At 71.1% G+C, this 24,905-nt stretch carries 23 protein-coding genes; 14 read left to right on the forward strand and 9 right to left on the reverse strand.

Annotated elements, in window-relative coordinates:
- Positions 1-40: 40 nt before the first annotated feature.
- The 6 genes from murJ to trxA all read left to right on the forward strand — a co-directional run bounded on the left by murJ (position 41) and on the right by trxA (position 6,498).
- Positions 41-1,648 (forward strand): murein biosynthesis integral membrane protein MurJ, encoded by a 1,608-nt coding sequence (gene murJ / locus IEZ07_RS09970; RefSeq protein WP_191894472.1) that lies wholly within the window; start codon positions 41-43, stop codon positions 1,646-1,648.
- A 194-nt stretch (positions 1,649-1,842) separates the two neighbouring features.
- Positions 1,843-3,381 carry a protein kinase family protein gene (locus tag IEZ07_RS09975; RefSeq protein ID WP_191894473.1) on the forward strand — a complete coding sequence of 513 codons (1,539 nt, stop codon included), beginning with the start codon at positions 1,843-1,845 and terminating at the stop codon, positions 3,379-3,381.
- 134 nt (positions 3,382-3,515) lie between these two features.
- The gene (gene sigM / locus IEZ07_RS09980) at positions 3,516-4,163 is read left to right on the forward strand and encodes an RNA polymerase sigma factor SigM (protein WP_084008702.1); all 648 of its coding nucleotides are present in this window, start codon (positions 3,516-3,518) and stop codon (positions 4,161-4,163) included.
- Positions 4,153-5,064 carry an anti-sigma factor family protein gene (locus IEZ07_RS09985; protein ID WP_191894474.1) on the forward strand — a complete coding sequence of 304 codons (912 nt, stop codon included), beginning with the start codon at positions 4,153-4,155 and terminating at the stop codon, positions 5,062-5,064. Before sigM ends, IEZ07_RS09985 begins: the two co-directional genes overlap by 11 nt.
- A 125-nt stretch (positions 5,065-5,189) precedes the next feature.
- The gene (gene trxB / locus IEZ07_RS09990) at positions 5,190-6,125 is read left to right on the forward strand and encodes a thioredoxin-disulfide reductase (RefSeq protein WP_068900297.1); all 936 of its coding nucleotides are present in this window, start codon (positions 5,190-5,192) and stop codon (positions 6,123-6,125) included.
- Positions 6,126-6,174: 49 nt separating this feature from the next.
- Positions 6,175-6,498 (forward strand): thioredoxin, encoded by a 324-nt coding sequence (gene trxA, locus IEZ07_RS09995; RefSeq protein WP_068900295.1) that lies wholly within the window; start codon positions 6,175-6,177, stop codon positions 6,496-6,498.
- 175 nt (positions 6,499-6,673) lie between these two features.
- Here trxA and IEZ07_RS10000 read toward each other — a convergent pair whose 3' ends face one another.
- Complete coding sequence (locus tag IEZ07_RS10000) at positions 6,674-7,279, reverse strand: GNAT family N-acetyltransferase (protein WP_231647498.1); 606 nt, start codon at positions 7,277-7,279, stop codon at positions 6,674-6,676.
- A gap of 322 nt (positions 7,280-7,601) precedes the next feature.
- On the opposite strand from IEZ07_RS10000, the gene IEZ07_RS10005 reads away from it, so the two are divergent.
- The 3 genes from IEZ07_RS10005 (at position 7,602) to IEZ07_RS10015 (ending at position 11,133) form a co-directional block, all read left to right on the forward strand.
- Positions 7,602-8,834, forward strand: coding sequence for an aminotransferase-like domain-containing protein (locus tag IEZ07_RS10005; protein WP_239319929.1), 1,233 nt, complete (start codon positions 7,602-7,604; stop codon positions 8,832-8,834).
- A gap of 190 nt (positions 8,835-9,024) precedes the next feature.
- Positions 9,025-9,981: a D-alanine--D-alanine ligase family protein gene (locus IEZ07_RS10010; protein WP_191894476.1), complete on the forward strand. Its 957-nt coding sequence runs from the start codon at positions 9,025-9,027 to the stop codon at positions 9,979-9,981.
- A gap of 99 nt (positions 9,982-10,080) precedes the next feature.
- A complete protein-coding gene (locus tag IEZ07_RS10015) occupies positions 10,081-11,133 on the forward strand; it encodes a threonine aldolase family protein (RefSeq protein WP_191894477.1) in 1,053 nt (350 codons plus the stop codon).
- A gap of 439 nt (positions 11,134-11,572) precedes the next feature.
- Here IEZ07_RS10015 and IEZ07_RS10020 read toward each other — a convergent pair whose 3' ends face one another.
- The 8 genes from IEZ07_RS10020 to rpmH all read right to left on the reverse strand — a co-directional run bounded on the left by IEZ07_RS10020 (position 11,573) and on the right by rpmH (position 17,132).
- Positions 11,573-12,553 (reverse strand): ParB/RepB/Spo0J family partition protein, encoded by a 981-nt coding sequence (locus IEZ07_RS10020; protein WP_191894478.1) that lies wholly within the window; start codon positions 12,551-12,553, stop codon positions 11,573-11,575.
- Between the two features lie 73 nt (positions 12,554-12,626).
- A complete protein-coding gene (locus tag IEZ07_RS10025) occupies positions 12,627-13,394 on the reverse strand; it encodes a ParA family protein (RefSeq protein WP_068900548.1) in 768 nt (255 codons plus the stop codon).
- Positions 13,395-13,785: 391 nt separating this feature from the next.
- The gene (rsmG, locus tag IEZ07_RS10030) at positions 13,786-14,496 is read right to left on the reverse strand and encodes a 16S rRNA (guanine(527)-N(7))-methyltransferase RsmG (RefSeq protein WP_191894479.1); all 711 of its coding nucleotides are present in this window, start codon (positions 14,494-14,496) and stop codon (positions 13,786-13,788) included.
- A gap of 187 nt (positions 14,497-14,683) precedes the next feature.
- Complete coding sequence (locus IEZ07_RS10035) at positions 14,684-15,184, reverse strand: Jag family protein (RefSeq protein WP_191894480.1); 501 nt, start codon at positions 15,182-15,184, stop codon at positions 14,684-14,686.
- Positions 15,185-15,266: 82 nt separating this feature from the next.
- Positions 15,267-16,214, reverse strand: a complete 948-nt coding sequence (yidC, locus tag IEZ07_RS10040) for a membrane protein insertase YidC (protein ID WP_191894481.1) — start codon at positions 16,212-16,214, stop codon at positions 15,267-15,269.
- A gap of 4 nt (positions 16,215-16,218) precedes the next feature.
- Positions 16,219-16,503, reverse strand: a complete 285-nt coding sequence (gene yidD / locus IEZ07_RS10045) for a membrane protein insertion efficiency factor YidD (protein WP_444980670.1) — start codon at positions 16,501-16,503, stop codon at positions 16,219-16,221.
- Positions 16,500-16,880: a ribonuclease P protein component gene (rnpA, locus tag IEZ07_RS10050; RefSeq protein ID WP_068900270.1), complete on the reverse strand. Its 381-nt coding sequence runs from the start codon at positions 16,878-16,880 to the stop codon at positions 16,500-16,502. The genes yidD and rnpA overlap by 4 nt, the downstream gene beginning before the upstream one ends.
- Before the next feature lie 114 nt (positions 16,881-16,994).
- Positions 16,995-17,132, reverse strand: a complete 138-nt coding sequence (gene rpmH / locus IEZ07_RS10055) for a 50S ribosomal protein L34 (protein WP_010849920.1) — start codon at positions 17,130-17,132, stop codon at positions 16,995-16,997.
- A gap of 546 nt (positions 17,133-17,678) precedes the next feature.
- On the opposite strand from rpmH, the gene dnaA reads away from it, so the two are divergent.
- From dnaA to IEZ07_RS10080, 5 genes are all read left to right on the forward strand, one after another.
- Complete coding sequence (dnaA, locus tag IEZ07_RS10060; protein WP_191894482.1) at positions 17,679-19,493, forward strand: chromosomal replication initiator protein DnaA; 1,815 nt, start codon at positions 17,679-17,681, stop codon at positions 19,491-19,493.
- A 585-nt stretch (positions 19,494-20,078) separates the two neighbouring features.
- Positions 20,079-21,215, forward strand: coding sequence for a DNA polymerase III subunit beta (dnaN, locus tag IEZ07_RS10065; RefSeq protein WP_191894483.1), 1,137 nt, complete (start codon positions 20,079-20,081; stop codon positions 21,213-21,215).
- A gap of 347 nt (positions 21,216-21,562) precedes the next feature.
- Entirely contained in the window at positions 21,563-22,507 is a 945-nt protein-coding gene (gnd, locus tag IEZ07_RS10070) for a phosphogluconate dehydrogenase (NAD(+)-dependent, decarboxylating) (protein WP_191894484.1), read from the forward strand.
- 210 nt (positions 22,508-22,717) lie between these two features.
- Positions 22,718-24,067, forward strand: a complete 1,350-nt coding sequence (locus IEZ07_RS10075; RefSeq protein ID WP_191894485.1) for a DNA replication/repair protein RecF — start codon at positions 22,718-22,720, stop codon at positions 24,065-24,067.
- Positions 24,057-24,647 carry a DciA family protein gene (locus tag IEZ07_RS10080; RefSeq protein ID WP_239319921.1) on the forward strand — a complete coding sequence of 197 codons (591 nt, stop codon included), beginning with the start codon at positions 24,057-24,059 and terminating at the stop codon, positions 24,645-24,647. Before IEZ07_RS10075 ends, IEZ07_RS10080 begins: the two co-directional genes overlap by 11 nt.
- Positions 24,648-24,905 lie beyond the last annotated feature (258 nt).

Here is a 24,905-nt window from a genome sequence, read left to right on the forward strand (position 1 = left end):
CCCCCCAGCCGGCAGGCGTTCACCAAGCGGAGGAAGAAGCATGAGCAGGGTCCTGCGTGCGAGCGCGATCATGGCCGCGGGCACGATGGTCTCCCGCGTCACGGGCTTCGTCAAAGCCGCGGTGCTCGTGGCCGCGCTCGGCAGCGCGCACATGGGCGACGCCTACACCGTCGCCAACGCGATCCCGTTCATCCTGTTCGACTTCCTCATCGGCGGGATCCTGAGCAGCGTCGTGGTCCCGTCGATCGTGCGGCGGCAGAAGAGCGACCCGGACGGCGGCCGGTCCTACGAGCAGCGGCTGCTGACGATCGGCACCGTCGCGCTGGTCCTGCTCACCGCGGCGGCGGTGCTGCTCGCCGGGCCGCTGATCGGCCTGTACACCGACGACGGCTGGAGCGACCGGCAGACCGAGGTCGCGGTCATGCTGGCCCGGTACGTGCTGCCGCAGATCGCCTTCGTCGGCGTCGGGGCGCTCGCCGGGGCGATCCTCAACACCCGCGACCGCTTCGCCGCGCCGATGTGGGCTCCGGTGCTCAACAACGTCGTGATGATCGGCGTCCTGGTCCTCTACCTGGTGACGGCGGGCCGTTCGGGTGCGGACGTCGAGGCGGTGAGCGACGCCGACCTCGCCCTGCTCGGCCTCGGCACCACCGCCGGGATCGTGGCCCAGTGCCTGGTGCTGATGGTCTCGCTGCACCGGGCCGGCTTCCGCTTCCGGCCCCGGTTCGGCCTGCGCGGCGTGGGCCTGGGCGAGATGGGCCGGACCGCCGGCTGGGGCATCGTCTACGTGCTCATCACCCAGGTCGGCTTCTGGGTCACCACCATGATCGCCTCCGGTGCGGGCGGGGAGGCGGAGGGCGCGGGGAACACCGCCTACGCCCAGGCGTTCCAGCTCTTCCAGCTCCCCTACGGGATCATCGCGGTCTCGGTGATCACCGCGATGCTGCCCCGGATGAGCCGGTCGGCCGCCGAGGGGGACCTCGGCACGGTCCGCGACGAGTTCGCCTCCGGTGTGCGCCTGGTCGCCGTCCTGCTGGTCCCGGCCGGGCTGCTGCTGATGGTGCTGGGGCCGGCGGTCACCGTGCTGATCTACTCCTGGGGCAACAACACCCTGGACAACGCCGTCTACATCGGCAACGTGCTCCAGGTCTTCGGCCTGGCGCTGGTGCCGTTCTCGCTCTTCCAGCTCCTGCTGCGGGTCTTCTACGCCTTCGGCGACACCCGCACCCCGGTCTTCATCGGAGCGGGCAACACCGCGGTGAGCATCGGCCTCAGCCTCCTGTCCGCCGCCGTCCTGCCGCCGCGCTACGTCGTGATGGGACTGGCGTGCGCGCTCACCGCCGCCTACGCGACGGGCACCGTGGTCGCCTGGATGCTCGCCTCGCGCCGTACGCGGGGGCTGAACGGGCGCGTGGTGGCCTCGGGGCTGTCCCGGATGTACACCGCCGCCCTTCCGGGTACGCTGGCGGCTCTCGGTGTGCTCTGGCTCACCCGTGAGCTGGCCGGTCTGACCCCGCTCAGCGCGGCCGTCATGCTCGCGGTGGGCGGCGGGGCCGGCCTGGCGCTCTACCTGGTCGTCGCGCACCGCATGCGCATCCCCGAGGTGAGTTCGATCGTTGGAATGGTCACAGGACGAGGACGCCGGTGACTCCGATGTTTTCCCCGCCCGTCCGGTAGGGAGAACACGGGTGGAACGGTGCGGCACTACCATGGTGCGACGCGTGTGACGACGCGCGGTGAGTGGAAGCAGGAGGGCGTGGGCGGATCCACCCGGCATCGTGTGATGAGGCCTGACGTGCCCGCAGGGCGCGACGCTGACGCGTTCCCAGTTTCGGAGAGTTCATGAGCACCTCCTCGGCGATCGAGCCCGGCACGAAGCTGGCCGAACGGTTCCGGCTCGAAGACCGCGTCCACGAGTCCAACGGGGCCACGCTCTGGAAGGCCATCGACGAGGTGCTCGCCCGGCCCGTCGCCGTCCACACCTTCGATCCCGACTTCCCCCGCCTCAACGAGGTGGTCTCGGCCGCCCGTACGGCCAGCCGCCTCACCGACCCGCGGCTGACCCAGGTCTTCGACGCCACCGAGGACGACGGCTGCTCCTACGTCGTCAGCGAGTGGGTGACCGGGGACAACCTGGCCGACCTGGTCGCCGCCGGGCCGATGGAGCCCGAGCGCGCCGCCGCACTGGTCGCGGAGGTCGCCGAGGCGCTGGCCCACGCCCACGAGGCCGGCGTCCCGCACCTGTGCCTGACCCCCGAGCACCTGGTGTGGACGGCGGGCGGCACGGTCAAGTTGCTCGGCCTCGGGGTCGACGCGGTCCTCGCCGACGCGGTGCACGACAACATGCGGGTCGAGGACGCCGCCCGCGGCGACGCCGAGGGCCTCGGCCGCCTGCTGTACGCCGGGCTGACCGGCCACTGGCCGGGCGAGGAGGCCCCCGGCGGGCTGCCCGTCGCGCCGATGGACAACGGGCACTACTGCACGCCGCGCCAGGTCACCGCCGGCGTTCCCGGTTACCTCGACACCATCGTCTGCCGGGCGCTGCTGCCGGAGAGCAAGCGCGGCCAGACCCCGCTGGCCAGCCCCGCGGAGGTCGCCGAGGCGCTCAGCTCGGTGCCCCGGCCCGCCCCCATGCCCATGCCCGCGCCGCCGCCCGCCCCTCCGGTGACGGCCTCCCGCTCCGAGGGCCTGGACACCGCCGCGTCCCCGCAGCGCCACACCCCGCCTCCGCCCCCGCCGTACCGTCCGGTCCAGCAGCCGCACCCCTCCGGGGGCGGCGGGGCGCTCGGCAAGGTGGCCGTGGGGCTGGTCGTCCTGCTGGTCATGGCCGCGGTCGGCCTGGGCGCCTGGACGCTCGGCCGCAGCATCGGCAACGCCGGCGACGCCCCGGAGGCCGGCGGCAGCTCCTCGCCCACGCCCACGACGGGGACCACCGCGACCCGCGAGGTGAAGCCCGGCTCCGCCCAGGGCTTCGACCCGCTGGGCGACGGCGACGAGCGGAGCGAGCTCGCGTCCCTGGCCCTGGACGGCAAGCCCTCCACCGACTGGCACTCCGAGTCGTACCCCTCCGCCGACTTCGGCCGGTTGAAGAAGGGCGTCGGCCTGCTGATCGACCTGAAGGAGAGCGTGGCCGTCAAGGAGGTGACGGCCGACTTCGGGCCCGTCTCCGGCGGCACCGTGGAGCTCCGGGTGGGCGACTCCAAGGACCTCGACGACCTGGGCGCGGTGGCGAAGGCCTCCGGGCTGGGCGGCAAGGAGACCCTCACCGCCAAGTCCCCGAAGAAGGGGCGTTACATCCTGCTCTGGTTCACCGAGGGCCCCTCCTACCAGGGCAAGTACCGCGCCCAGGTGAACGAGGTGAAGATCCGCGCGGTGAAGTGACCGGCGGGGGCGGCGAGACGGAAGCGGTGTGATTTGATCTGGTTTACCGCTCTTCTTGCCGATCATGAGAGATTTCGTGGCACCATCTATTCCGTAGAGGTGTTCTCCCGGATCGGCATAGCAGGACTTTCCTTGTGAATTCCCCACCCGATACCCCGCCGACGGCGGATCAGCAGGAGGCGCGGACGGCCATGTCCGACGCCGATCTGCTGACCCGGCACATCGCCGGGGATCCGCACGCTTTCAGTGAGATAGTCAAGCGCCACCGAGACCGCATGTGGGCGGTCGCCCTGCGCACGCTGGGCGACCCCGACGAGGCGGCCGACGCCGTGCAGGACGCGTTCGTCTCCGCCTACCGCAAGGCGGACAGCTTCCGCGGTGAGGCGGCCGTCACCACGTGGCTGCACCGCATCGTGGTGAACGCCTGCCTGGACCGCATGCGCCGCAAGTCCGTACGGCCCGTCGCCGACGACGAGCTGATCGAGGCCGCCGAGCGCGAGACCCCGGTGCCCGACCAGACGGCCGAGCGCGAGGTCTCCATGGAGGTCTCGTCCGCGCTCAAGCTGCTCCCCGCCGACCAGCGGGCGGCCCTGGTGCTCGTCGACATGATGGGCTACTCGGTCGAGGACGCGGCCCAGGTCCTGCAGGTGCCGAGCGGCACCGTGAAGAGCCGGTGCGCACGTGGTCGCGCGAAACTTGTCCCCATTCTTTCGCATCTGCGGAACCGATCCGACCTGTCTCGCGTCTCATCGGCGAAGGGAGCAGAACTTCGTGACGGGTGATACGCACTACGACCTGGAGGTCCTGGCCGAACTGGCCGAGGGTCTCCTCGACGCCGCCACGGCCATGCGGGTTCGCGAGCATCTCGCGATCTGCGATCCCTGTGGTGAGAGCCTCGCCGACCTCGCAGCGGTCCGTGAGCTTCTGGCGGCGACGCCCACCCCGGCGATGCCGATGGGGGTCGCGCTCCGCATCGACCGGGCGCTGGCCGCCGAGGCCGAGAACTTCCGTGGAGGTGGAATCGGGCTGGTGGAAGCACCGGCCTGGGACGACATGATGCGCGACGCGCCCTGGGAGGCCACGCCTCCCCCGGCGCCGGAGCCCGAGCTCACCGCACCTGAGCCGGAGCCCGAGCGCGAGACCCGGCCCGAGCCGGTGCCGGTGCTGGGGGTCGTCGGCGACGACGGCACCGTGGTCCCGGTGACGTCGTCGAGGCGGCGCAGAGCCGCGGGACGGCGCCGCTGGGCGTCGGTCGCCGCGGCGGCGGGAGTGGCGGCGGCGGTCGCCGGCGCGACCGTGATGGCGACCGGCATGCTCTCCGCGGCCGGTCCGAAGCAGGAGCAGCAGATCGCCCAGCCCCTGCCGAGTGCGGCTACGAAGTACCAGCTGACCGACAGCAACTGGAACTACACCGACAAGGAGCTCCGCGGCTCGCTGATGGAGTACATCAGCCCGGCGCCCGTCCTGGGCACGGCGGCCACCTCCGAGCTGACCCGCTGCGTGCAGCAGGTCTCCGCGAAGGTCGGCAGGCAGCCGTTCGCCGTCGACCGGGGCTTCTACAACGGGCAGGAGGCCAACATCGTGCTGTTCTGGCACGACCAGCCCAAGAACCGCGTGCGCGTGCACGTGGTCGGCCCGTCCTGCGAGACCGTGCGCAAGCCCGCGCTCGCCAGCTGGCGCTGACCCCGCCCGGACCGCTCAGGAGCCCGGCACGGAACCGTCCGTGCCGGGCTTCGGCGTCACCGGGAATCACCGACGCCTAGGATCTGTTGACGCGACTGGCAACGGCAGAGGGAAAGGCGCAACGCGTGATGGACGTCCGCAATGTGATCATCATCGGATCGGGTCCCGCCGGTTACACATCGGCTGTGTACTCCGCACGCGCCGACCTCAACCCCCTGGTGTTCGAGGGGTCGGTCACCGCCGGCGGCGCGCTGATGAACACCACCGAGGTGGAGAACTTCCCCGGTTTCCCCGACGGCATCATGGGCCCCGACCTGATGGACGGCCTGCGCAAGCAGGCCGAGCGGTTCGGCGCCGAGCTCGTCGCGGACGACGTGGTCGAGGTCGACCTGACCGTCACCCCCAAGGTCGTCAAGACCGCCACCGGCACCTTCCACGCCAAGGCCGTCATCCTGGCCACCGGCTCGGGCTACCGCGAGCTGGGCGTGCCCAACGAGAAGCGGCTGTCCGGCCGCGGCGTCTCCTGGTGCGCCACCTGTGACGGCTTCTTCTTCCGCGGCCAGGACATCGTGGTCGTCGGCGGCGGCGACACCGCCATGGAGGAGGCCACCTTCCTCACCCGGTTCGCCGCCTCGGTGACCGTCGTGCACCGCCGGGACGAACTGCGCGCCAGCAAGATCATGCAGGACCGCGCGTTCGCCAACGACAAGATCCGTTTCGTCTGGGACAGCGAGGTCGTCGACGTCCTCGGCGAGGAGAAGGTCTCCGGCGTACGGCTGCGCAACCTCAAGACCGGTGAGGAGAGCGAGCTCGCCGTCACCGGCCTGTTCATCGCGATCGGCCACGACCCCCGCACCGAGCTGGTCAAGGGCCAGGTGGAGCTCGACGACGAGGGCTACGTCAAGGTCGCCTCCCCCTCGACCCGCACCAACCTGGACGGCGTCTTCGCCGCGGGCGACGTGGTGGACCACACCTACCGCCAGGCGATCACCGCCGCGGGCACCGGCTGCGCCGCGTCGCTGGACGCCGAGCGCTGGCTGGCCGAGCACGACGAGAAGTGACCCCAGAACCGAGAGCAGTCGTAGGAACCCGGATACAAGGGAGCAAGCAGTGGGCGCCATCAAGAACGTGACCGAGGCCAGCTTCGAGGCCGACGTGCTCAAGAGCGACAAGCCCGTCCTCGTCGACTTCTGGGCCGAGTGGTGCGGCCCGTGCCGCCAGGTCGCGCCGATCCTGGAGGAGATCGCCGGGGAGCAGGCCGAGAAGCTGACCATCGTCAAGCTCAACGTCGACGAGAATCAGGCGATCGCCCAGCAGTACGGCGTACTCCAGATCCCGACGATGAACGTCTATAAGAACGGAGAGGTCGTGAAGCAGATCATCGGCGCCAAGCCGAAGGCCATGCTGCTTCGCGAGCTCGAGGGCATCATCTAGGCGGCCTGCGCGCGGGCCTCTGGAGGGCCCCCTGCGGCCGGTCGCTCCCCACGGCGACGCCGGGCCGTACCACCCGCTTCCGAGCGGCACACCCACCCAAGTGAGAGCCCCCTCCCCCCGAGGGGGCTCTTGCGCGTCCGCGGGCCCGCCGGAGCCCGGCGGCCTCCAGGGCGGCTCAGACGGGCCGCAGAGCCCTCTCCGGACTCATCGACCCCAGGAGCCTCTCCAGTGCCACCTCGACGTCCTCACGCCACGAGACGGCGCTCTTGAGCTCCAGGCGGAGCCGGGGAAAGCGCAGGTGCGGCCGGACCGTCTTGAAGCCGACCGCCAGGAGGTAGTCGGCGGGCATGACGCACGCCCCCGGCTGCTCCCACTTCAGGTCGCCGAACGCCTCGATCGCCCGCACCCCGCGCCGGGTCAGGTCCTTGGCCACGCCCTGGACCAGCATCCTGCCCAGACCGCCGCCGGAGAACTCCGGGACGATGTGCGCGGTCATCAGCAGCACGGCGTCGGCGCTGACCGGCGAGGTCGGGAAGGCCGCCGAACGGGGCACGTAGAGCGGGGGCGCGTAGAGCACGAAGCCGGCCGCCGCACCGTCCACATAGGCGATCTTGCCGCAGCTGCCCCACTCCAGCAGGGTGGAGGAGATCCACGCCTCCTTCTCCAGCCCCGGGTCGCCGGCCTCCAGGGCCCGGTCCCCGCTGACCGGATCGAGCTCCCAGAAGACGCACCGGCGGCAGCGGCGCGGCAGGTCGTCGAGGTTGTCGAGAGTGACGTTCACCAACCGACGCGACACCTGTTGGCCCCAATCGCGTGCGAGACGAGTGCCCAGGCCTTCCTGGCCACGGTGGGGAAACCCGCGAAAACCGCTTCCCCAGCTGGCATCGTAGCCCAGCGGAGGTCATCGTTTCAGGGCTCCGATCCCCCACGGGGAGTAGAGGTGCCACTGACGTACCCTGGTTTATCTAGCTTGAGCACGTTGTGCTCCTACGACGAGGAGGTGGACCGTGGCACCCCAGGACTCGGATCACGGTCGGACCGTCGCGGCCCACGGGTCGCGCATCGATGCCTACGTCGATCGGTACGCCGCACGGGCTACCGGGATGGTCGCCTCCGAGGTTCGAGCTCTCTTCGCCGTCGCGTCGAGACCCGAGGTGGTCTCGCTGGCCGGCGGCATGCCGTACGTCACGGCCCTGCCCCTGGACGTCGTGGGAGAGCTCGTCGCCGACCTCGTGGCCCGCCGCGGCCCGGTCGCGCTCCAGTACGGCTCGGGCCAGGGCGACCCGCACCTGCGCGAGCAGATCTGCGACGTCATGCGCCTGGAGGGGATCGAGGGGCACGCCGACGACGTCGTGGTGACCGTCGGCTCGCAGCAGGCCCTCGACCTCATCACCCGCATCTTCATCGACCCCGGCGACGTCATCCTGGCCGAGGGCCCCTCCTACGTGGGCGCGCTGGGCACCTTCTCCGCCTACCAGGCGAAGGTCGTGCACATCGCCATGGACGATGAGGGCATCATCCCCGAGTCGCTGGCGCAGACCGTCTACGCGCTGCAGACCGCGGGCAGCCGCATCAAGTTCCTCTACACGATCCCCACCTTCCAGAACCCGGCGGGGGTGACGCTCAACGCCGCGCGCAGAGCGCAGGTGCTGGACATCTGCCAGCGCGCGGGCGTGCTCATCGTCGAGGACAATCCGTACGGCCTGCTCGGCTTCGACGGCGAGCCCATGCGGGCGCTGCGCGCCGACAACCCCGACGGCGTGGTCTACCTGGGGTCGTTCTCCAAGACGCTCGCCCCCGGCTTCCGGGTGGGCTGGGCGCTCGCACCGCACGCCATCCGCGACAAACTCGTGCTGGCGATGGAGTCGGCCGTGCTGTCGCACTCCGCCTTCACCCAGCTCGCCGTGGGCGAATACCTCGCCACCCAGCCCTGGCGCGAGCAGATCAAGACCTTCCGGGAGCTCTACCGCGAGCGCCGGGACACCATGCTCTCCTCGCTGGAGTCCCTGATGCCCGCCGAGTGCTCCTGGACGCGGCCGAGCGGCGGGTTCTTCGTCTGGGCCACCCTCCCCGAGGGGCTGGACTCCAAGGCACTCCTGCCCCGGGCAGTCGCCGAGCGGGTGGCGTTCGTCCCGGGCACCGGTTTCTTCGCCGACGGGAGCGGCGCCCGGAACATGCGGCTGTCCTACTGCTACCCGGAGCCCGAGCGCATCCGCGAGGGCGTGCGCCGACTGGCCGGGGTGGTCGAGCAGGAGCTGCAGCTGCGCGACACGTTCGGCCCCGGCGCCTTCCCCGACCACATCGGGGTGGACACCCCGGGACCCGACCTCGCGTGACGCCGGCTCCCGCGTAGCGCGGTCCCACCGGCTCCGGCCCCTTCCGGAGCCGGTTTCCCCCGTGACGGGCCGCCGCGTGGGCCGGCCGCGGGGCGGTGCCGTACGGTGAACGCTGTCGTCCGGCGCCCGGCCCGACGACGAGAAGAGCGGTTCGACGGGCTCGTGCGGGCCTGAAGGAGAAGGTGTGCGGATGAGTGATCTCGGCCATGTGCTCGTCCTGGCAGGCGGCCTGTCCTACGAGCGGGAGGTCTCGCTGCGCTCGGGGCGGCGGGTGAGCGAGGTGCTGCGTGCGGCGGGCGTCTCCGTCGAGGCACGCGACATCGACGCCTCCCTCGTCCCCCGGGTGCTGGCCGACCCGCCCAGCGCCGTCTTCGTGACGCTGCACGGCGGAGCCGGCGAGGACGGCGCCATTCGCTCGGTGCTGGAGCTCCTCTCCGTCCCCTACGTGGGCGCCAGGTCCGAAGCATGCCGGGTCGCATTCGACAAGCCCACCGCCAAGACGGTCGTTCGCTCCGCCGGCGTGCGCACCCCCGAGTCGGTGACGCTCCCCAAGGAGACGTTCCACGACCTCGGCGCCTCCGCCGTGCTGGCCCGGATCGTCGAGCGGCTGGGGCTCCCGCTGTTCGTCAAGCCCTCCCGGGGCGGATCCGCCCTCGGCGCCTCGATCGTGCGCACGGCCGAGGAACTGCCCTCCGCCATGGTGGGCTGCTTCGCCTACGGGGACACCGCTCTGATCGAGCGCTGCGTCGAGGGCGTCGAGGTGGCCGTCTCCGTGGTGGACCTCGGTGAGGGACCCGTCGCCCTGCCACCGGTGGAGATCGTCCCCGATGACGGCGTCTACGACTACGCGGCCCGCTACACCGCGGGCCGTACGGAGTTCTTCGCTCCGGCCCGCCTGTCCCCCGAGGTCGCGGCCGCCTGCGCCGAGATGGCCGTGACCGCGCACGCCGCCCTGGGCCTGCGCGACATCTCCCGGACCGATCTGATCGTCGACGGGAACGGCCTGCCGCACTTCCTGGAGGTCAACGTCGCTCCCGGCATGACCGAGACCTCCCTCTTCCCCATGGCCGTCGAGGCCGCCGACCACGACCTCGGCTCCCTCTGCCGCTCGCTGCTGGAGCAGGCCGCCGCCCGCGGCGCGGCCTGAATCCCGCGCCTCCCCGCTCCCGGGTGAAGCCCTCCCGCCTCCGGGCGGACCGGCGCACCGCCTGATCGGCGGGGAGGGCGGCTCCCATACGCTGGCACTGTGCTGACCTCCACTCTCTTTCCCAAGAGCTTCGCCAGCGACAACCACGCCGGCGTGCATCCCAAGGTGCTCGCGGCCGTCGCGGAAGCCAACGCCGGAGACGCTCCCGCCTACGGCGCCGACCCCTGGACCCAGGCGATGGAAGACGCCTTCCGGAGCCAGTTCGGTGCGCGGGCGCGGGCGTACGCGATGTTCAACGGCACCGGGGCCAACGTCGTGGGGTTGGGCCTGGCGCTGCGCTCCTACGACTCCGTGCTCTGCCCGGCCACGGCGCACATCAACACCCATGAGTGCGGCGCCGCCGAACGGATCCTCGGCGCCAAGCTCATCCCCCTCCCGACGGACGACGGCAAGATCACCGCCGACGACGTCCGCGAGCACCTCTCCGTCGTCGGGAACACCCAGTACGCCCAGCCGCGCGTCATCTCCATCTCCCAGGTGACCGAGTGCGGCACGGTCTACACCGCCGACGAGATCTCCGAGCTCGCGGAGTTCGCCCACTCCAACGGTCTCTTCCTGCACATGGACGGCGCCCGTCTGGCCAACGCCGCCGCCGAGCTCGGCTGTCCGCTGCGCGCCCTGACCACCGACGCGGGAGTGGACCTGCTCAGCTTCGGCGGTACCAAGAACGGGGCCCTGGGCGCCGAGGCCCTGGTCGTCCTCCGCCCCGAGCTGGACGCACCGGCGCTGTTCCTCCGCAAGCAGGGGATGCAGCTCGCCTCGAAGATGCGCTTCGTCTCCGCCCAGCTGACCGCGCTCCTCACCGACGACCTCTGGCGGGAGAACGCCGCCCACGCCAACGCGATGGCCCATCGACTCGCCGACGGCGTCACCGATCTCCCTGGAGTCTCCCTCCGCTACCCGGTTCAGTCCAACGCCGTATTCCCGGCGCTGCCGGAGAAGGCGATCGCCGAGCTGCAACAGCGCTATCTCTTCCACACGTGGGACGCTTCGGAGAACGTGGTCCGCTGGATGGCCGCCTTCGACACCACCCCCGAGCACATCGACACCTTCGTCGCGGACATCCGCGCCGTCATCCAACCCCGCCCCTGAGGCGGCCGACCCGGCCGCTTGTCCTCCAGCCGTACGGTTTCACGTGAAACACCGACCGTCTCCGTGGGATGTTTCACGTGAAACACATCGACCCTCTCGCGTGGGGCGGTCCGGTTCGCTGGGGCGGGCCGGGCGGGTGCGGATGCTGCGTGGTGGCCGGGGTGGGGGCGCACGGGGGCGAGCCGGTCCGTGTGGTAGCCGTCTCAGCTGAGCTCTGGTGTTCTCCGGCCTCCGGCCTGGGCTCGGGCGCGCGGGGTGCGGGGTGCGGTGCTTTATACGCCGGCAGGACCACCGGACCGCCCCCGTGCGCCCCCACCCCAACCATCGCGCAGCGTACGCACCCCCGGCCATCGCGCAGCGTACGCACCCCCAGCAGCATAAGAATGGCCGTCGTGTTTCACGTGAAACACGACGGCCATGCATGCAGCCTGAGCGGGTACTACTCCTCCGGCGATTCCACCGAGCCGGGAGCCATCGTCGCGATGATGCGCTCCAGATCGTCGATGGTCGCGAACTCCACCACGATGCGTCCCTTGCGGCGGCCGAAGTCCACCTTCACCCGGGTTTCGAAGTGGTCCGAGAGTCTGTCCGCCAGGCGGCGGAGCGAGGGGTCCTCCTCGGGCTTGGCCCGCGGAGCGCGAGGCGCGGGGGCGGAAGCCGCCGAGGCGTCCCCCATCGCCACGATCTCCTCGACGGCGCGGACCGAGAGGAGCTCGGCCACGATCCGGTCTGCAAGGCGTTCCTGTGCGGCCGGATCATCCAGGCTCAGCAGGGCCCGGGCGTGGCCGGCGCTGATCGTGCCCGCCGCCACCCGGTTCTGGACCCGGGGCGGAAGGTTGAGGAGCCGGATGGTGTTCGTCACGTGCGAGCGGGAACGGCCGATGCGGGTGGCGAGCTGTTCGTGGGTGGCGCCGAAGTCGTCCAGGAGCTGACGGTAGGCGGCCGCCTCTTCCAGCGCGTTGAGCTGCTCGCGCTGGAGGTTCTCGATCAGGGCGTCCAGAAGGAGCTTGTCCTCCTGGGTGTCCCGCACGATCGCCGGAATCAGCTCCAGCCCGGCCATCGTGGAGGCCCGCCAGCGACGCTCCCCCATGATGAGTTCGTACCGGTCGCCCCCCGCCCTCCGGACCACGATGGGCTGGAGAAGACCGACCTCCTTGATCGAGGCGGCCAGTTCCTTAAGCGCCTCGTCATCGAAGATCTCCCGGGGCTGCCGGGGGTTCGGCACGATGTCCCCGACCGGGACCTCGAGGAAGTAGGCGCCGGCGACCGGCTTGAGGCTCTGCTCCTGAGGAGCCGGCTCCGGAGCCACCATGGTCGCGGTCGCGCCGGACCCGGCGTGCGCGGTGGGCTCCGCGGGCGGGGGAGCCGTGGGGATCAGTGCCCCCAGCCCTTTGCCCAGTCCTCTCGGCTGCTTACTCACTGCCCCTCCCCAAGGCTCGACGTCTCGCCCTCAGTAACATCCGCGGCGGCACCGCCGAGGCGCTCCCCGCCGCTCACACGGCCGCGCCGCGGTAGGCGATCTCACGGGCGGCGTCCATGTAGGCCATCGCACCGCTGGAGCCCGGGTCGTAGGTCATGACCGACTGCCCGTAGCTGGGCGCCTCGGAGACACGCACGCTCCGCGGGATGAGCGTGCTCAGCACCGTGTCACCGAAATGGGACCGTACCTCTTCCGCGACCTGCGAGGCGAGCCGGGTACGGCCGTCGTACATCGTCATGAGGATGGTGGACAGGTCGAGGGTGGGGTTCAGGTGGGCGCGGACCAGCTCCACGTTCCGGAGCAGCTGGCCCAGGCCCTCCAGCGCGTAGTACTCGCACTGGATCGGGATCAGCAGCTCGTTCGCGGCCATCAGCGCGTTGACGGTCAGCAGGCCGAGCGAGGGCGGGCAGTCGATGAGGATGTAGTCGAACTCGATGGCGTCGTAGGCGGCCAGCGCCCGCTGCAGCCGGGCCTCGCGGGCCACCATGGAGACCAGCTCGATCTCCGCGCCCGCGAGGTCGATGGTGGCGGGGGCGCAGTAGAGGCCGGGCATGTCCGGGACCTCCTTCACCACCTCGATGAGCGGCATGTCCTCCACCAGGACCTTGTACATGTCCGGCACGTCGCCGCGATGCTCGATGGCCAGGGCCGTCGAGGCGTTGCCCTGCGGGTCGAGGTCCACCACCAGGACGCGCTGACCGTGCATGGAGAGTGCCGCCGCCAGGTTGACCGACGTCGTGGTCTTTCCCACACCGCCCTTCTGGTTCGCGACGGTGAAGATCCGGGTCTTGGGTGGCCGGGGCCAGTCGCCGTCCCGGGTCGCCGAGGAGTTACCGGAAGCGACCGTGGTGTTCTGGGGCGATGTTTCACGTGAAACCACTGAGCTGAGTGCCTCTCGTACCAGCGGCGATTCGCCGGGGTTAAGGGGATTGGGGGTCACGGTCGTCTTCCTTTCCACCGGCCGGGCCGCGGCGGGAGGAGCCGAGGCCGGCCATCCCAGGCCTGAGGGACTGCCGAGCGGAGAAGAGAGGGGGGTCTCCGGCCAGCCGAGACCCCCTGCCGTGCTGGTGATCACACGTCCGCGATCGTCCAGCGTGGAGAACCCGGCGCTCGCGCCGGGGAGCGTTCGACTCACCGGATCTCCTTGGCCTTGCACTCGCTTTTCGGTCCGTCTACTGGCCTCGCACCCGTTTCGGGCGCGGAGCACGATCCTTTCGGCGAGAGGCCTGCCGGGCTCTCTCGGGGGCCCGACCGGCGACCACCCGGATGAGAGTTGCATGCGGCTCGACCTTACCGTGCCCGACGGATACAAGCTCGGCGGTCAGCACTCCACTGGACCGCAATTGCGCCTCGGCCTCGGCCAGTTCCTCCGCCGCACGCTCCCCCTTCATCGCGAGCAGTTCTCCCCCCTCGCAGAGCAACGGCAGCGCCCAGGACAGCAACCGGTCGAGCGGCGCCACCGCCCGCGCGGAGGCCACGTCGAACTCGCGCTTGCCGGCGAACTCCTCGGCCCGGCCGCGCAGCACTTCGACGTTCTCCAGTTTCAGTGAATCGACGCACTCCTGGAGGAAGACCGTCCGGCGCAGGAGTGGTTCGAGGAGCGTGACCGAGATGTCGGGCCGGACGATGGCGAGCACGAGGCCGGGCAGGCCCGCGCCCGAGCCGATGTCCACCAGCCGCACGTCCTCGGGGACGGCCTCGGCGACCACCGCGCAGTTGAGCAGATGGCGGTCCCAGATCCTGGGCACCTCGCGGGGGCCGAGCAGTCCGCGCACCACTCCTGGACCGGCGAGCAACTCCGCGAACGCCTCCGCTCGGGACCAGGCCTCACCGGTGAACACCTCACGTGCCACCTCGGGCGGTTCGGGCAACTGGTCGCTCACTGGATGATCACTCTCTCCTCAGAATCAGCGGGCCACCCCCGGGGGTGTGAGCCGTTGCCGACATGCGCTATGCGAACCAACGTTAGCCGACGTCCGGAGGGATCCGCCGTGTCGGCAAGAGGGACGAAAAAGGCCGCCGTCCCTGGCGTGCCAGGGACGGCGGCCGATCGTCCGCCCGCCGGGGCGGTCAGGCGGGGAGCACCACCACGAAGCGACGGGGCTCCTCGCCCTCGGACTCGCTGCGCAGGCCCGCGGCGGCCACGGCATCGTGCACGATCTTGCGCTCGAACGGCGTCATCGGCTGGAGGGACTTGGGCTCGCCGGAGCGCTTGACGTCCCCGGCGATCTTGGTGCCGAGTTCGCGGAGCTCGGCCCGGCGGCGGTCGCGGTAACCGCCGATGTCGAGCATCAGCCGCGAGCGCTCCCCCATCTGCCGGTGGACCGCCAGCCGGGTGAGCTCCTGGAGCGCCTCCAGGACCTCACCGTTGGGACCCACCAGATCGCCGCCCTTGACGTCCACCACGGAGACGACGGCGCGATCGCCCTCGACGTCCATGTCGATGTCACCGTCGATGTCGGCGATGTCGAGCAGCCCTTCGAGATAGTCGGCCGCGATCTCGCCCTCCTGCTCCAGGGCTGCGAGATCGGGAGCCGCCTTGGCCGCGGTCTCCTGCTGGGCCTCAGTCACGTCCAGCCACTCCTTCGTGCTGTCGGGATGGGTCGGGGAGCGCCGTGGATCCTGCCTGCGGGACCCACGCCATCTGCCGGGACTACTTCTTACCGCCCGTCCGCTTGCTGCGAGGCTGGCGGGTCGGCTGCTGGCGGGTGACCTTGGGGGCCGGCGGCGCGGGCGGGGCCTCGGGCTCGGGTGCGGTCTTGCGCACCTTGCTCATCAGGCCCGGCTTGGGGGCGGGCGTCACCATGTTCCCCTTGGCGTCGACCACCGGCATGGGGTGCCTGCTGTAGAACCAGTGCTGCTGGCCGAGCGTCCACAGGTTGGTGGTGACCCAGTAGAGGATCAGGCCGAGGGGGAAGTTCAGGGAGAAGATCGCGAACAGCGGCGAGATGTACATCAGGATCTTCTGCTGCTGCGCCATGGGGTTGTCCGGCATCTGCGCCATCGAGCGGGTCACGCTCTGCCGGACCGTGAGGAAGGTGGTCAGCGAGCTGACCGCCACGAAGATCGCGAGCACCACCTTGGCGACGACCGGGTCGGCACCGAGGGCGGTGACCTCCTTGGCGTCCCAGAAGAAGGTGGTCGGGAGCGGGGCGCCGAAGATGTGCGCCGCCCGGGCGTCGTTCACCAGTTCCTGCGTCATGCCGAACTTCGGCTGGCCGGCCGCCATGGCCTGCAGCACGGTGAACATCGAGATGAAGATCGGGAACTGCGCCAGGATCGGCAGGCAGCCGCCGAGCGGGTTGGCCCCCGCTCCCTGGTACAGCGCCATGACCTCCTGGTTCATGCGCTGCTTGTCGTTCTTGTAGCGCTTGCGCAGCTCCTGCACCTTCGGCGCGAGCTCCTGCATCTTCTTCGACGAGCGCATCTGCTTGAGGAAGAGCGGGAAGATCAGCAGCCGCATCAGCACGGTCAGCGTGATGATGGTCAGCGCCCAGTTGAGCCCGCTGTCCTTCGGGATGAAGGTGCTGTAGCCCTGGTGAATCCAGGTGATGACTTGGGCGACGGCTGTGTACAGCCAGTTGAGCCAGGACAGCTCCACCGAGCTAGCTCCCTTGCGTTTCGTGGGACCGGACCGGGCGTGGGGGCACCGGGTCTAAACCTCCGGGATGGAATGGGTGGCAACGCCCGATTCTCCGGATCGTCAACCATGTGCCGCGCAACGCGCCGTGAACGGCTATCGCCTCGAGGCCGTAAGCGCTGCACGAGGGATGGAAACGGCAGCGGGGACCCAGCAGCGGGCTCACGAAGGCCCGGTAGAACCGGATCGGAGCCATCAGGGTCCGGGCGGCCGGGGAGGCCCCGGCGGTCTGCTGCGCCGTCATCGTCATCCCTCCATGCGAGTCGTGGAGGACTCTCGCCGCCTGAGCAAACGATCGAGCGCGACGTCGAGTTCGGCGGCTAGGCGCTCGCTCCGCGCGGACGCGGCCGGTGGATTGGCGCGTACAACCAGCAGGCTACCTCGCGGGAGGCGGTCGAGCCGGTCGCGCATGAGGTGTCTCAGCCGGCGCTTGACCCGGTTGCGGACGACCGCGCCGCCGACGGCGCGGCTCACCACGAACCCCACCAGGGGCGGCTCACCGGCCCGCAGATCTGGAGCGCGCATGCCGAGATGCGCGACCAGCGTGGGGCGGCCCGAGCGGCCGCCCTTCCTGACCGCGCTGTTGAACTCCTCGCCCCGGCGCATGCGGGACCTGGACGGCAGCACGAGAGGACCTTCTCAACCCTGGGCAGGTACGGCTATCGCCCGCCGAACCTCACGGTCGGCGGGCGACAGGACGCTCGCTGCCCGGCCCGGCGAACCGGGCACGGCGGACGCGCGTCAGGCGGAGAGCTCGGCGCGGCCCTTGCGGCGACGGGCGGCCAGGATCGCGCGACCGGCACGGGTGCGCATGCGCAGCCGGAAGCCGTGGGTCTTCGCGCGACGGCGGTTGTTCGGCTGGAAAGTACGCTTGCTCACGAGTGGGCTCCAGGCTTGAGGCGCATCCCCAGCACATGGGGATGTTCGACATGGCTGGCCTGCCGGATGCGGGGCATGCGAAATAGCCGCCGCGTGGCAAGCCGACCGTCGTACGTTACGGGTCGGATGCGTCCCAGGTCAAACCGGACGCCTTCGCCGAGCCGGTCGTCCACAGTTCCACAGGCTTCTTTTCCACCGGCGTTTCTTTATCCACAGGATGTGCACCCAGCCTCCCCTGCACAGCCACTAGGCTGTGGACAACGTCTTGAACACCCTGTGGACACGGACTACTGTCGGCCCCTCCGGACCTTCTTCCCGCTGTAGAACACGGCCTTGCCGTCTGTGCGGGGTTGTGCACGGCTTGTGGATCCGCTGTGGATTCCATGTGGATTTCGAGACGGGACCACGACCGGCCGCACAGCCGCCGACGTGTGGACAGCTTGTGGACAACGGGAGATCCGAGGCGCTCGGCGGCCATCGGTGTGGACGAAGAGCGGATTCGCGGTGTGCTCGCGGGGGGCCGCGTCGAAGGAGGGGAGCCGGGCCATGGACGAGATGGAACTCGGCGCGGTGTGGGCACGGGTGCTGGCGAGTTCCCTCCATGAGGACGTCCCGCCCATCCACCGCGCGTGGCTCGGGCAGACCGTGCCCTTCGGTCTCATGAACGACACCGTGGTGCTCGCCGCGCCCACCGACTTCGCCCGGGACGTGCTGGAGAACAAGCTCCGCCCCCTGGTCACCCAGGCGCTCTCCCAGGAGATGGGCCGCCCGATGCGTTTCGCGGTCATGGTGGACCCCGCCGCGAGCGCGAACGCCGGTCCGGGTCCCGGGGTCGGCGGCCCCGGGAACGCCGGGCGCCCCGGGAGCGGCCCCGCCCGGCCCCGGGAGGCCTATCCCCAGGACTCCGGGGCGGGTTATCCCCAGGGCAACGGGGCGCAGCCGGGTTATGCACAGGGCGGGAACGCCCAGCACCACGGGGGTTCCGGCCAGCAGCACCCCTATCCCGCGGCGCGCCCGGCCGCGCCGCCGTCCACCGACTATCCACAGCCCCGGCCACAGGGACAGGGCTTCTCCTTCCCCTATCCGCAGGGCGAGGGCGACTATCCCCAGCGGGAGGAGAACACGCAGCCGTACCGCCCCGCGCCGCCCGCGCCCGCGCCTCCCCCCGCAGAGCAGGACCAGGGTCAGGGGTACGGCGGGCGGGGTTATCCCCCGCAGCCGGCGCCGCCCCGCGCCGAGCCCGGCGCCTTCGAACGCCCGGCGCCCGTGCCGGCTCCCGCCCAGAACAGGTGGGACTCCCGTGGCGGCCGCACTCCGGGGGAGCCCGCGCGGCTGAACCCGAAGTACACCTTCGAGACCTTCGTCATCGGCTCCAGCAACCGTTTCGCGCACGCCGCCGCGGTCGCGGTGGCCGAGGCCCCGGCCAAGGCGTACAACCCGCTGTTCATCTACGGCGACTCCGGGCTGGGCAAGACCCACCTGCTGCACGCGATCGGCCACTACGCGCAGAGCCTCTACGACGGCGCGCGGGTGAGATACGTCAGCTCGGAGGAGTTCACCAACGACTTCATCAACTCCATCCGCGACCACAAGGCCGACAACTTCCGCGGCCGCTACCGGGCCGTGGACATCCTGCTGGTGGACGACATCCAGTTCCTGGAGGGCAAGGAGCAGACGCAGGAGGAGTTCTTCCACACCTTCAACACCCTGCACAACGCCAACAAGCAGATCGTCATCTCCAGCGACCGGGCGCCCAAGCAGCTGATCACCCTGGAGGACCGGCTCCGCAACCGGTTCGAGTGGGGCCTGATCACCGACGTGCAGCCGCCCGAGCTGGAGACCCGCATCGCGATCCTGCGCAAGAAGGCGATCCAGGAGGGGCTGGCCGCCCCGCCCGAGGTGCTCGAATACATCGCCAGCCGTATCTCCACCAACATCCGTGAGCTGGAGGGCGCGCTGATCCGGGTGACCGCGTTCGCCAGCCTCAACCGGCAGTCGGTGGACCTGCAGCTCACCGAGGTCGTGCTCAAGGACCTGATCACCGAGGACGCCGACTCCGAGATCACGATCGCCACGATCATGGCCTCGACCGCCACCTACTTCGGCCTGTCGATCGACGATCTGTGCGGCGGCTCGCGCTCGCGGGTCCTGGTGACCGCCCGGCAGATCGCGATGTACCTGTGCCGGGAGCTCACCGACATGTCGCTGCCGAAGATCGGCCAGCAGTTCGGCGGCCGCGACCACACGACGGTCATGCACGCCGACCGGAAGATCCGCTCGCTCATGGCGGAGCGGCGCTCGATCTACAACCAGGTCAACGAGCTCACCACGAGGATCAAGCAGCAGTCGCGCAATGGGTGAGCGATTCCCCACAGATGATGCACAGCCTGTGGAAAACCTTGTGGATCAGCGTCGCGGCCAGGGACAACCTGGGCAATCAGAAAAATTCGGGCGGCTGAGCCGATGATGAGCTGTTCTCGCCTTATTCCCCACCTGGGGACAACTCTGGGGAGAACCTGGGGACAACTTGTTGACAACCCGTGGACAACATGTGGACGCCCTGTGCGCAGAGTTTTCCCCAGGGACAAATCGGTCTCCTACCCCGTGGAAAACCTGGGGAAACCTCGTGGATAACCATCGTTTACCGGTGGATGGAGAGCCCCTCACCTGGGGACGGCCTGTGGGTAGAGTTCGGCCGTCCACAGGCGGGCCGGTTTCCCACAGGCTCCGCCCACACCCCCGGTGGATGAAAAAACAGGGTGTGAGCTGCGAAAACGAGGTCCGTCCACAGTTTCCACACCCCCTACTGTGATGACCCCACTTATCTCTCAAGAAGAAACTCAAGACCCATAGAGGGGTTCCGGGGCAGCGCAGGCGCGCGACAGTGAACACTTGAACCCCAAGGCACCGAGCGGACAGCGCTCGATACACAGGAGGCAGATCCACGTGATGTTCCGGGTCGACCGAGACGTGCTCGCAGAGGCGGTCGCATGGACGGCACGCAGCCTTCCGGCGCGTCCCTCCGTGCCGGTGCTGGCCGGCATGCGCCTCGAGGTCACGGAGGGCGGTCAGCTGAAGCTCTCCGGCTTCGACTACGAGGTCTCCGCCGAGGTGACCCTCGAGCTGCAGACGGGCGAGGCCGGAGTGGTCCTCGTCTCCGGCAGGCTCCTCGCCGAGATCACCCGCGCGCTCCCCGCACAGCCTGTGGATTTCGTGGTGGAGGGGGCCAAGGCCGTCGTCACCTGCGGCAGCGCCCGGTTCACACTCCTCACCATGCCTGTGGAGGACTACCCCTCCCTGCCGGCCATGCCCCCGGCCGCCGGGCGCGTCGGCAGTGACGTGTTCGCCTCCGCCGTCGCGCAGGTCGCGGTGGCGGCGGGCAAGGACGACACCCTGCCGATGCTGACCGGCGTGCGGGTGGAGATCGAGGGCGACACCGTCACCCTCGCCGCCACCGACCGCTACCGCCTGGCCGTACGCGAGCTGAAGTGGCAGCCGGAGCAGGCCGACATCTCGGCGATCGCGATGATCCCCGGCAAGACCCTCGCCGACACCGCCAAGGCCCTGGGGTCGACCGGCGCCCAGGTCGAGATCGCGATGAGCTCCGCCGGCGGCACCGGGGAGGGCATGATCGGCTTCTCCAGCGCCGGGCGCCGCACCACCACCCGCCTGCTCGACCCGGAGTTCCCCAAGTACCGCTCGCTGCTGCCGACCGAGTTCTCCGCCCGCGCGGACCTGTCCACGGCCTCGTTCGTCGAGGCGGTCAAGCGTGTGGCGCTGGTCGCCGAGCGCAACACCCCCGTCCGGATGGCCTTCCGCGGCGGAGAGGTCGTACTGGAGGCGGGCAGCGGCGACGAGGCGCAGGCGGTGGAGGTCCTGCCGGTGGACTTCGAGGGGGACGACATCAACATCGCCTTCAACCACCAGTTCCTGCTGGAGGGCCTGCACGCGATCGACTCCGACGTGGCCCGGCTGCAGATGACCACCTCCACCAAGCCGGCCATCCTCACCCCGGGCAAGCCTGTGGACGACGGAACCACCGCCTACCGCTACCTGATCATGCCGATCCGTCTTTCCAGCTGACGGGGCGCGGTCCGCCGCACCTGTGCGGGCCCGCGGTCCCGCACGGGTGCGCACCCGCACGGGCCCTCTCCGGGCGGAGCGCTCCGACACCCTGGGAGGCCGCCCAGACCGCCGCTGAGGCCCGTGGGGCCCCTGGGGCGGGCCGGAGGCGGTGGGCGGGCCGCGGACCGCGTGGAGAGCCGCTCAGCGCCGTGCGCACCGGTACGGCCCGCCCGTGCCGCGGCCGCGGATCCGGTACGGCCCGCGTGAGCCCGTCCGGACCCGGGTGGATGATGGGATCCCGGGAAGGGGATGCTCGTAGGGCACAGCGGTACGGACGGTTTGGGCGATCCTGAAGGGGACGGCACATGCAGATCGGCATGATCGGACTGGGCAAGATGGGCGGCAACATGGCCGAGCGGCTGCGCCGCGGCGGTCACGAGGTCGTCGGTTACGACCGGGACCCCGGCGTCAGCGACGTCGGGAGCCTGCAGGAACTGGTGGACCGGCTGCAGGCGCCGCGCGCGGTGTGGGTCATGGTCCCGGCGGGGGCGCCGACCCAGGCGACGGTCGAGGAGCTCGGCAAGCTGCTGTCGGCCGGGGACGTCGTCGTCGACGGGGGCAACTCGCACTACGTGGACGACCAGAAGCACGGCGCCGAGCTGGCGGCCCGCGGGATCGGCTTCGTCGACTGCGGCGTGAGCGGCGGCGTGTGGGGCCTGGAGAACGGCTACGCGCTGATGGTCGGCGGCGCCGAGGCGGACATCCAGCGGCTCCGGCCGGTCTTCGAGACCCTCAAGCCCGAGGGTGAGGACGGTTTCGTCCACGCGGGCGAGATCGGCGCCGGGCACTTCGCCAAGATGGTCCACAACGGCATCGAGTACGGCATGATGCAGGCCTTCGCCGAGGGCTGGGAGCTGCTGGAGGCCGCCGACATCGTGACGGACGTGCCGGGCGCCTTCAAGAGCTGGCGGCAGGGCACGGTCATCCGCTCGTGGCTGCTCGACCTGCTGGTCCGCGCGCTGGACGAGGACTCCGACCTGTCGGGCCTGCGCGGTTACGCCCAGGACTCCGGCGAGGGCCGGTGGACGGTCCAGGCGGCGGTGGACCACGCGGTACCGCTGCCCGTCATCACCGCCGCGCTGTACGCGCGGTTCGCCTCGCGCCAGGACGACTCCCCCGCCATGAAGATGGTCGCGGCGCTGCGCAACCAGTTCGGCGGGCACGCCGTCACCGCCAAGGAGGGCGAGGTCGCCAAGGGCGCCGACGCCCCCGGCGCCGACGTCGTCCCCCCGGTCGAGGCCCAGGGATAGGCCCCCGGTCCACAGCCTGTGGACGGGTGCGGCACGGCGGCGCGCCCGTCCTGCGACCGTCCACAGGCTGTGGACCACGAGCCGCAGGTTGTGGACCGCGAGCGCCGCGCCTTCCCGCCCGCCGTTCCGCCGCCCGGGCCGCCCATGCCCCTTCGGTACGGCCCGGCTCCTGCAGCCACCGCAGGAACGGGAAGGCACTAACGTAACGGCGTGCACGTAGCCCACCTCTCGCTGACCGACTTCCGGTCCTACGACGCCGTGGAACTCGCCCTCGAACCGGGCGCCACGGCCTTCGTGGGGCCGAACGGGCAGGGCAAGACCAACCTGGTCGAAGCGCTGGGCTATGTGGCCACGCAGTCGAGCCACCGGGTCGCCACCGACGGGCCGCTGGTCCGGCAGGGGGCGGCGCGGGCCGTCGTGCGTTCGGTGGTCGTGCGCGACGACCGGCGGGCGCTGGTCGAGCTGGAGATCAACCCCGGCAGGGCCAACCGGGCCAGGCTGAACCGCTCCCCCGTGTCCCGCCCGCGCGACGTCATCGGCCTGCTGCGCACGGTGCTGTTCGCCCCGGAGGACCTGGCCCTGGTCAAGGGCGACCCCGCGGAGCGCCGCCGGTTCCTGGACGACCTGCTGGTGGCCAGAACCCCCAGGCTCGCCGGGGTCCGCGCCGACTACGACCGGGTGCTCAAGCAGCGCGGGGCCCTGCTGCGCACCGCGGCCCAGGCCAGGCGCGGCGGCCGGAGCCCCGCGCGGAGCGGCCGCCGGGCGGAGAGCGAGGCCGCGTTCGCGGCGGCCGGCGCCGGCGACGTGCTGAGCACGCTGGAGGTCTGGGACGCCCACCTGGCCAGGCACGGCGCCGAGCTGCTGGCGGCCCGGCTGGAGCTGGTCGAGGCGCTGCGCCCGCTGGTGACCGCCTCCTATGCCTCCCTGGCGCCCGGTTCCGCGCCCGTGGACCTGGCGTACCGCAGCAGCCTGTCCACAGGATCCACAGGCTCTGCGGGGTCTGTGGACACCGAAGGCGCTGCGGGTGCCGCAGTGTCTCCAGGGTCTGCGGGGTCTGCGGGGTCTACGGGGTCTGCGGGGTCTGCGGGGTCTGCGGGGTCTGCGGACACCGCCGGTGCCACGGGTGCCGTGGTCCGGCCGGGCGCGGACGCTCCCGACCGGACCGCGCTGGAGGAGGCGCTCCGGGCCGGTCTGCTGGAGGTCCGCACCGCCGAGCTGGAGCGCGGGGTCACCCTCGTCGGGCCGCACCGCGACGACGTGTTCCTCGGCCTGGGGGAGCTGCCCGCGCGCGGCTACGCCAGCCACGGCGAGTCCTGGTCGTTCGCCCTGGCCCTCCGGCTGGCCGCCTACGACCTGCTCCGGGCCGACGGCGGCGACCCGGTGCTGATCCTCGACGACGTCTTCGCCGAGCTGGACGCGCAGCGCCGCCGCCGGCTGGCCGAGCTCGTCGCGCCCGCCGAGCAGGTGCTGATCACCGCCGCGGTCCCCGACGACGTACCCGCGGAGCTGGCCGGGGCCCGGTTCGACGTGGCGGAGGGAAGCGTGTCCCGTGTCCGCTGAGCAGACGCCGGAGCCGGGGACAGGGCCGGGACCCGCCGCAGGTGCGGGAGCCCCGGTGCCGGGGGCCGTACCCGGTCCCGCCGGGGGCGCCGCCAAGAACGCGGCCGCCAGGGGCGCGGCGTTGGCCAGGGAGAAGCTGGCCCAGGCGAAGGCCGACGCGGCCAAGCGCGGGCAGCTGCCGCGCGAGCCCCGGAAGAAGGCCGCGGGACCGCGCCGGGAGTCGGGGGACCCGCAGCTCTTCGGACGGGCCATCACCGACCTGCTCGCCGACCGGGGCTGGCGCGAGCCGGTGGCGGTCGGCGGCGTCTTCGGTCGCTGGCACGAGATCGTCGGCCCGGAGATGGCCGCGCACACCACGCCGCAGAGCTTCGCCGACGGCGAGGTCCTGGTGGTCGCCGACTCCACCGCCTGGGCCTCCCAGGTGCGGTGGCTGGCCGGTCAGGTGGTCAGGCGGCTGAACGAGGAGCTCGGGGACGGGACCGTACAGCGGATCAACGTGCAGGGGCCGCAGAACGGCCCGCCGCGCAGCGGGGGCCTGCGGGTGACCGGGAGCCGGGGGCCGGGCGACACCTACGGGTGACGGCCGGCGGGTGTCCACCGGCCGCCCGCCGACTGCCCACCGACTGCCCACCGGTGGGGTGTCCGTCGACACGGTGCCCGCCGGCGGGTTCCGGCCGGGATTCCCACGGCGGGCCGATCTTCCGGCTGCCGCCGCGGCCGGTGCCGTGCGGGCGCCCGACGGAGACCCGGATCAGGCCTCCATCCCCTGCTCGGCCGGGCTCAAACGGATCAGCGCCCCTCTGGGGCGACGACTCCCGCCCCGGTAGGGGGATCCTTG

This window comes from Planomonospora parontospora (genome assembly GCA_014647935.1).
Lineage (GTDB): Bacteria > Actinomycetota > Actinomycetes > Streptosporangiales > Streptosporangiaceae > Planomonospora > Planomonospora parontospora.

Bases quoted from the DNA above. Each gene is read 5' to 3' on its own strand.
- murJ (WP_191894472.1), top strand. From the start codon at position 41: ATGAGCAGGGTCCTGCGTGCGAGCGCGATCATGGCCGCGGGCACGATG.
- IEZ07_RS09975 (WP_191894473.1), top strand. From the start codon at position 1,843: ATGAGCACCTCCTCGGCGATCGAGCCCGGCACGAAGCTGGCCGAACGG.
- IEZ07_RS10005 (WP_239319929.1), top strand. From the start codon at position 7,602: ATGGTCGCCTCCGAGGTTCGAGCTCTCTTCGCCGTCGCGTCGAGACCC.
- IEZ07_RS10010 (WP_191894476.1), top strand. From the start codon at position 9,025: ATGAGTGATCTCGGCCATGTGCTCGTCCTGGCAGGCGGCCTGTCCTAC.
- yidD (WP_444980670.1), bottom strand. From the start codon at position 16,503: ATGACGATGACGGCGCAGCAGACCGCCGGGGCCTCCCCGGCCGCCCGG.
- dnaA (WP_191894482.1), top strand. From the start codon at position 17,679: ATGGACGAGATGGAACTCGGCGCGGTGTGGGCACGGGTGCTGGCGAGT.
- gnd (WP_191894484.1), top strand. From the start codon at position 21,563: ATGCAGATCGGCATGATCGGACTGGGCAAGATGGGCGGCAACATGGCC.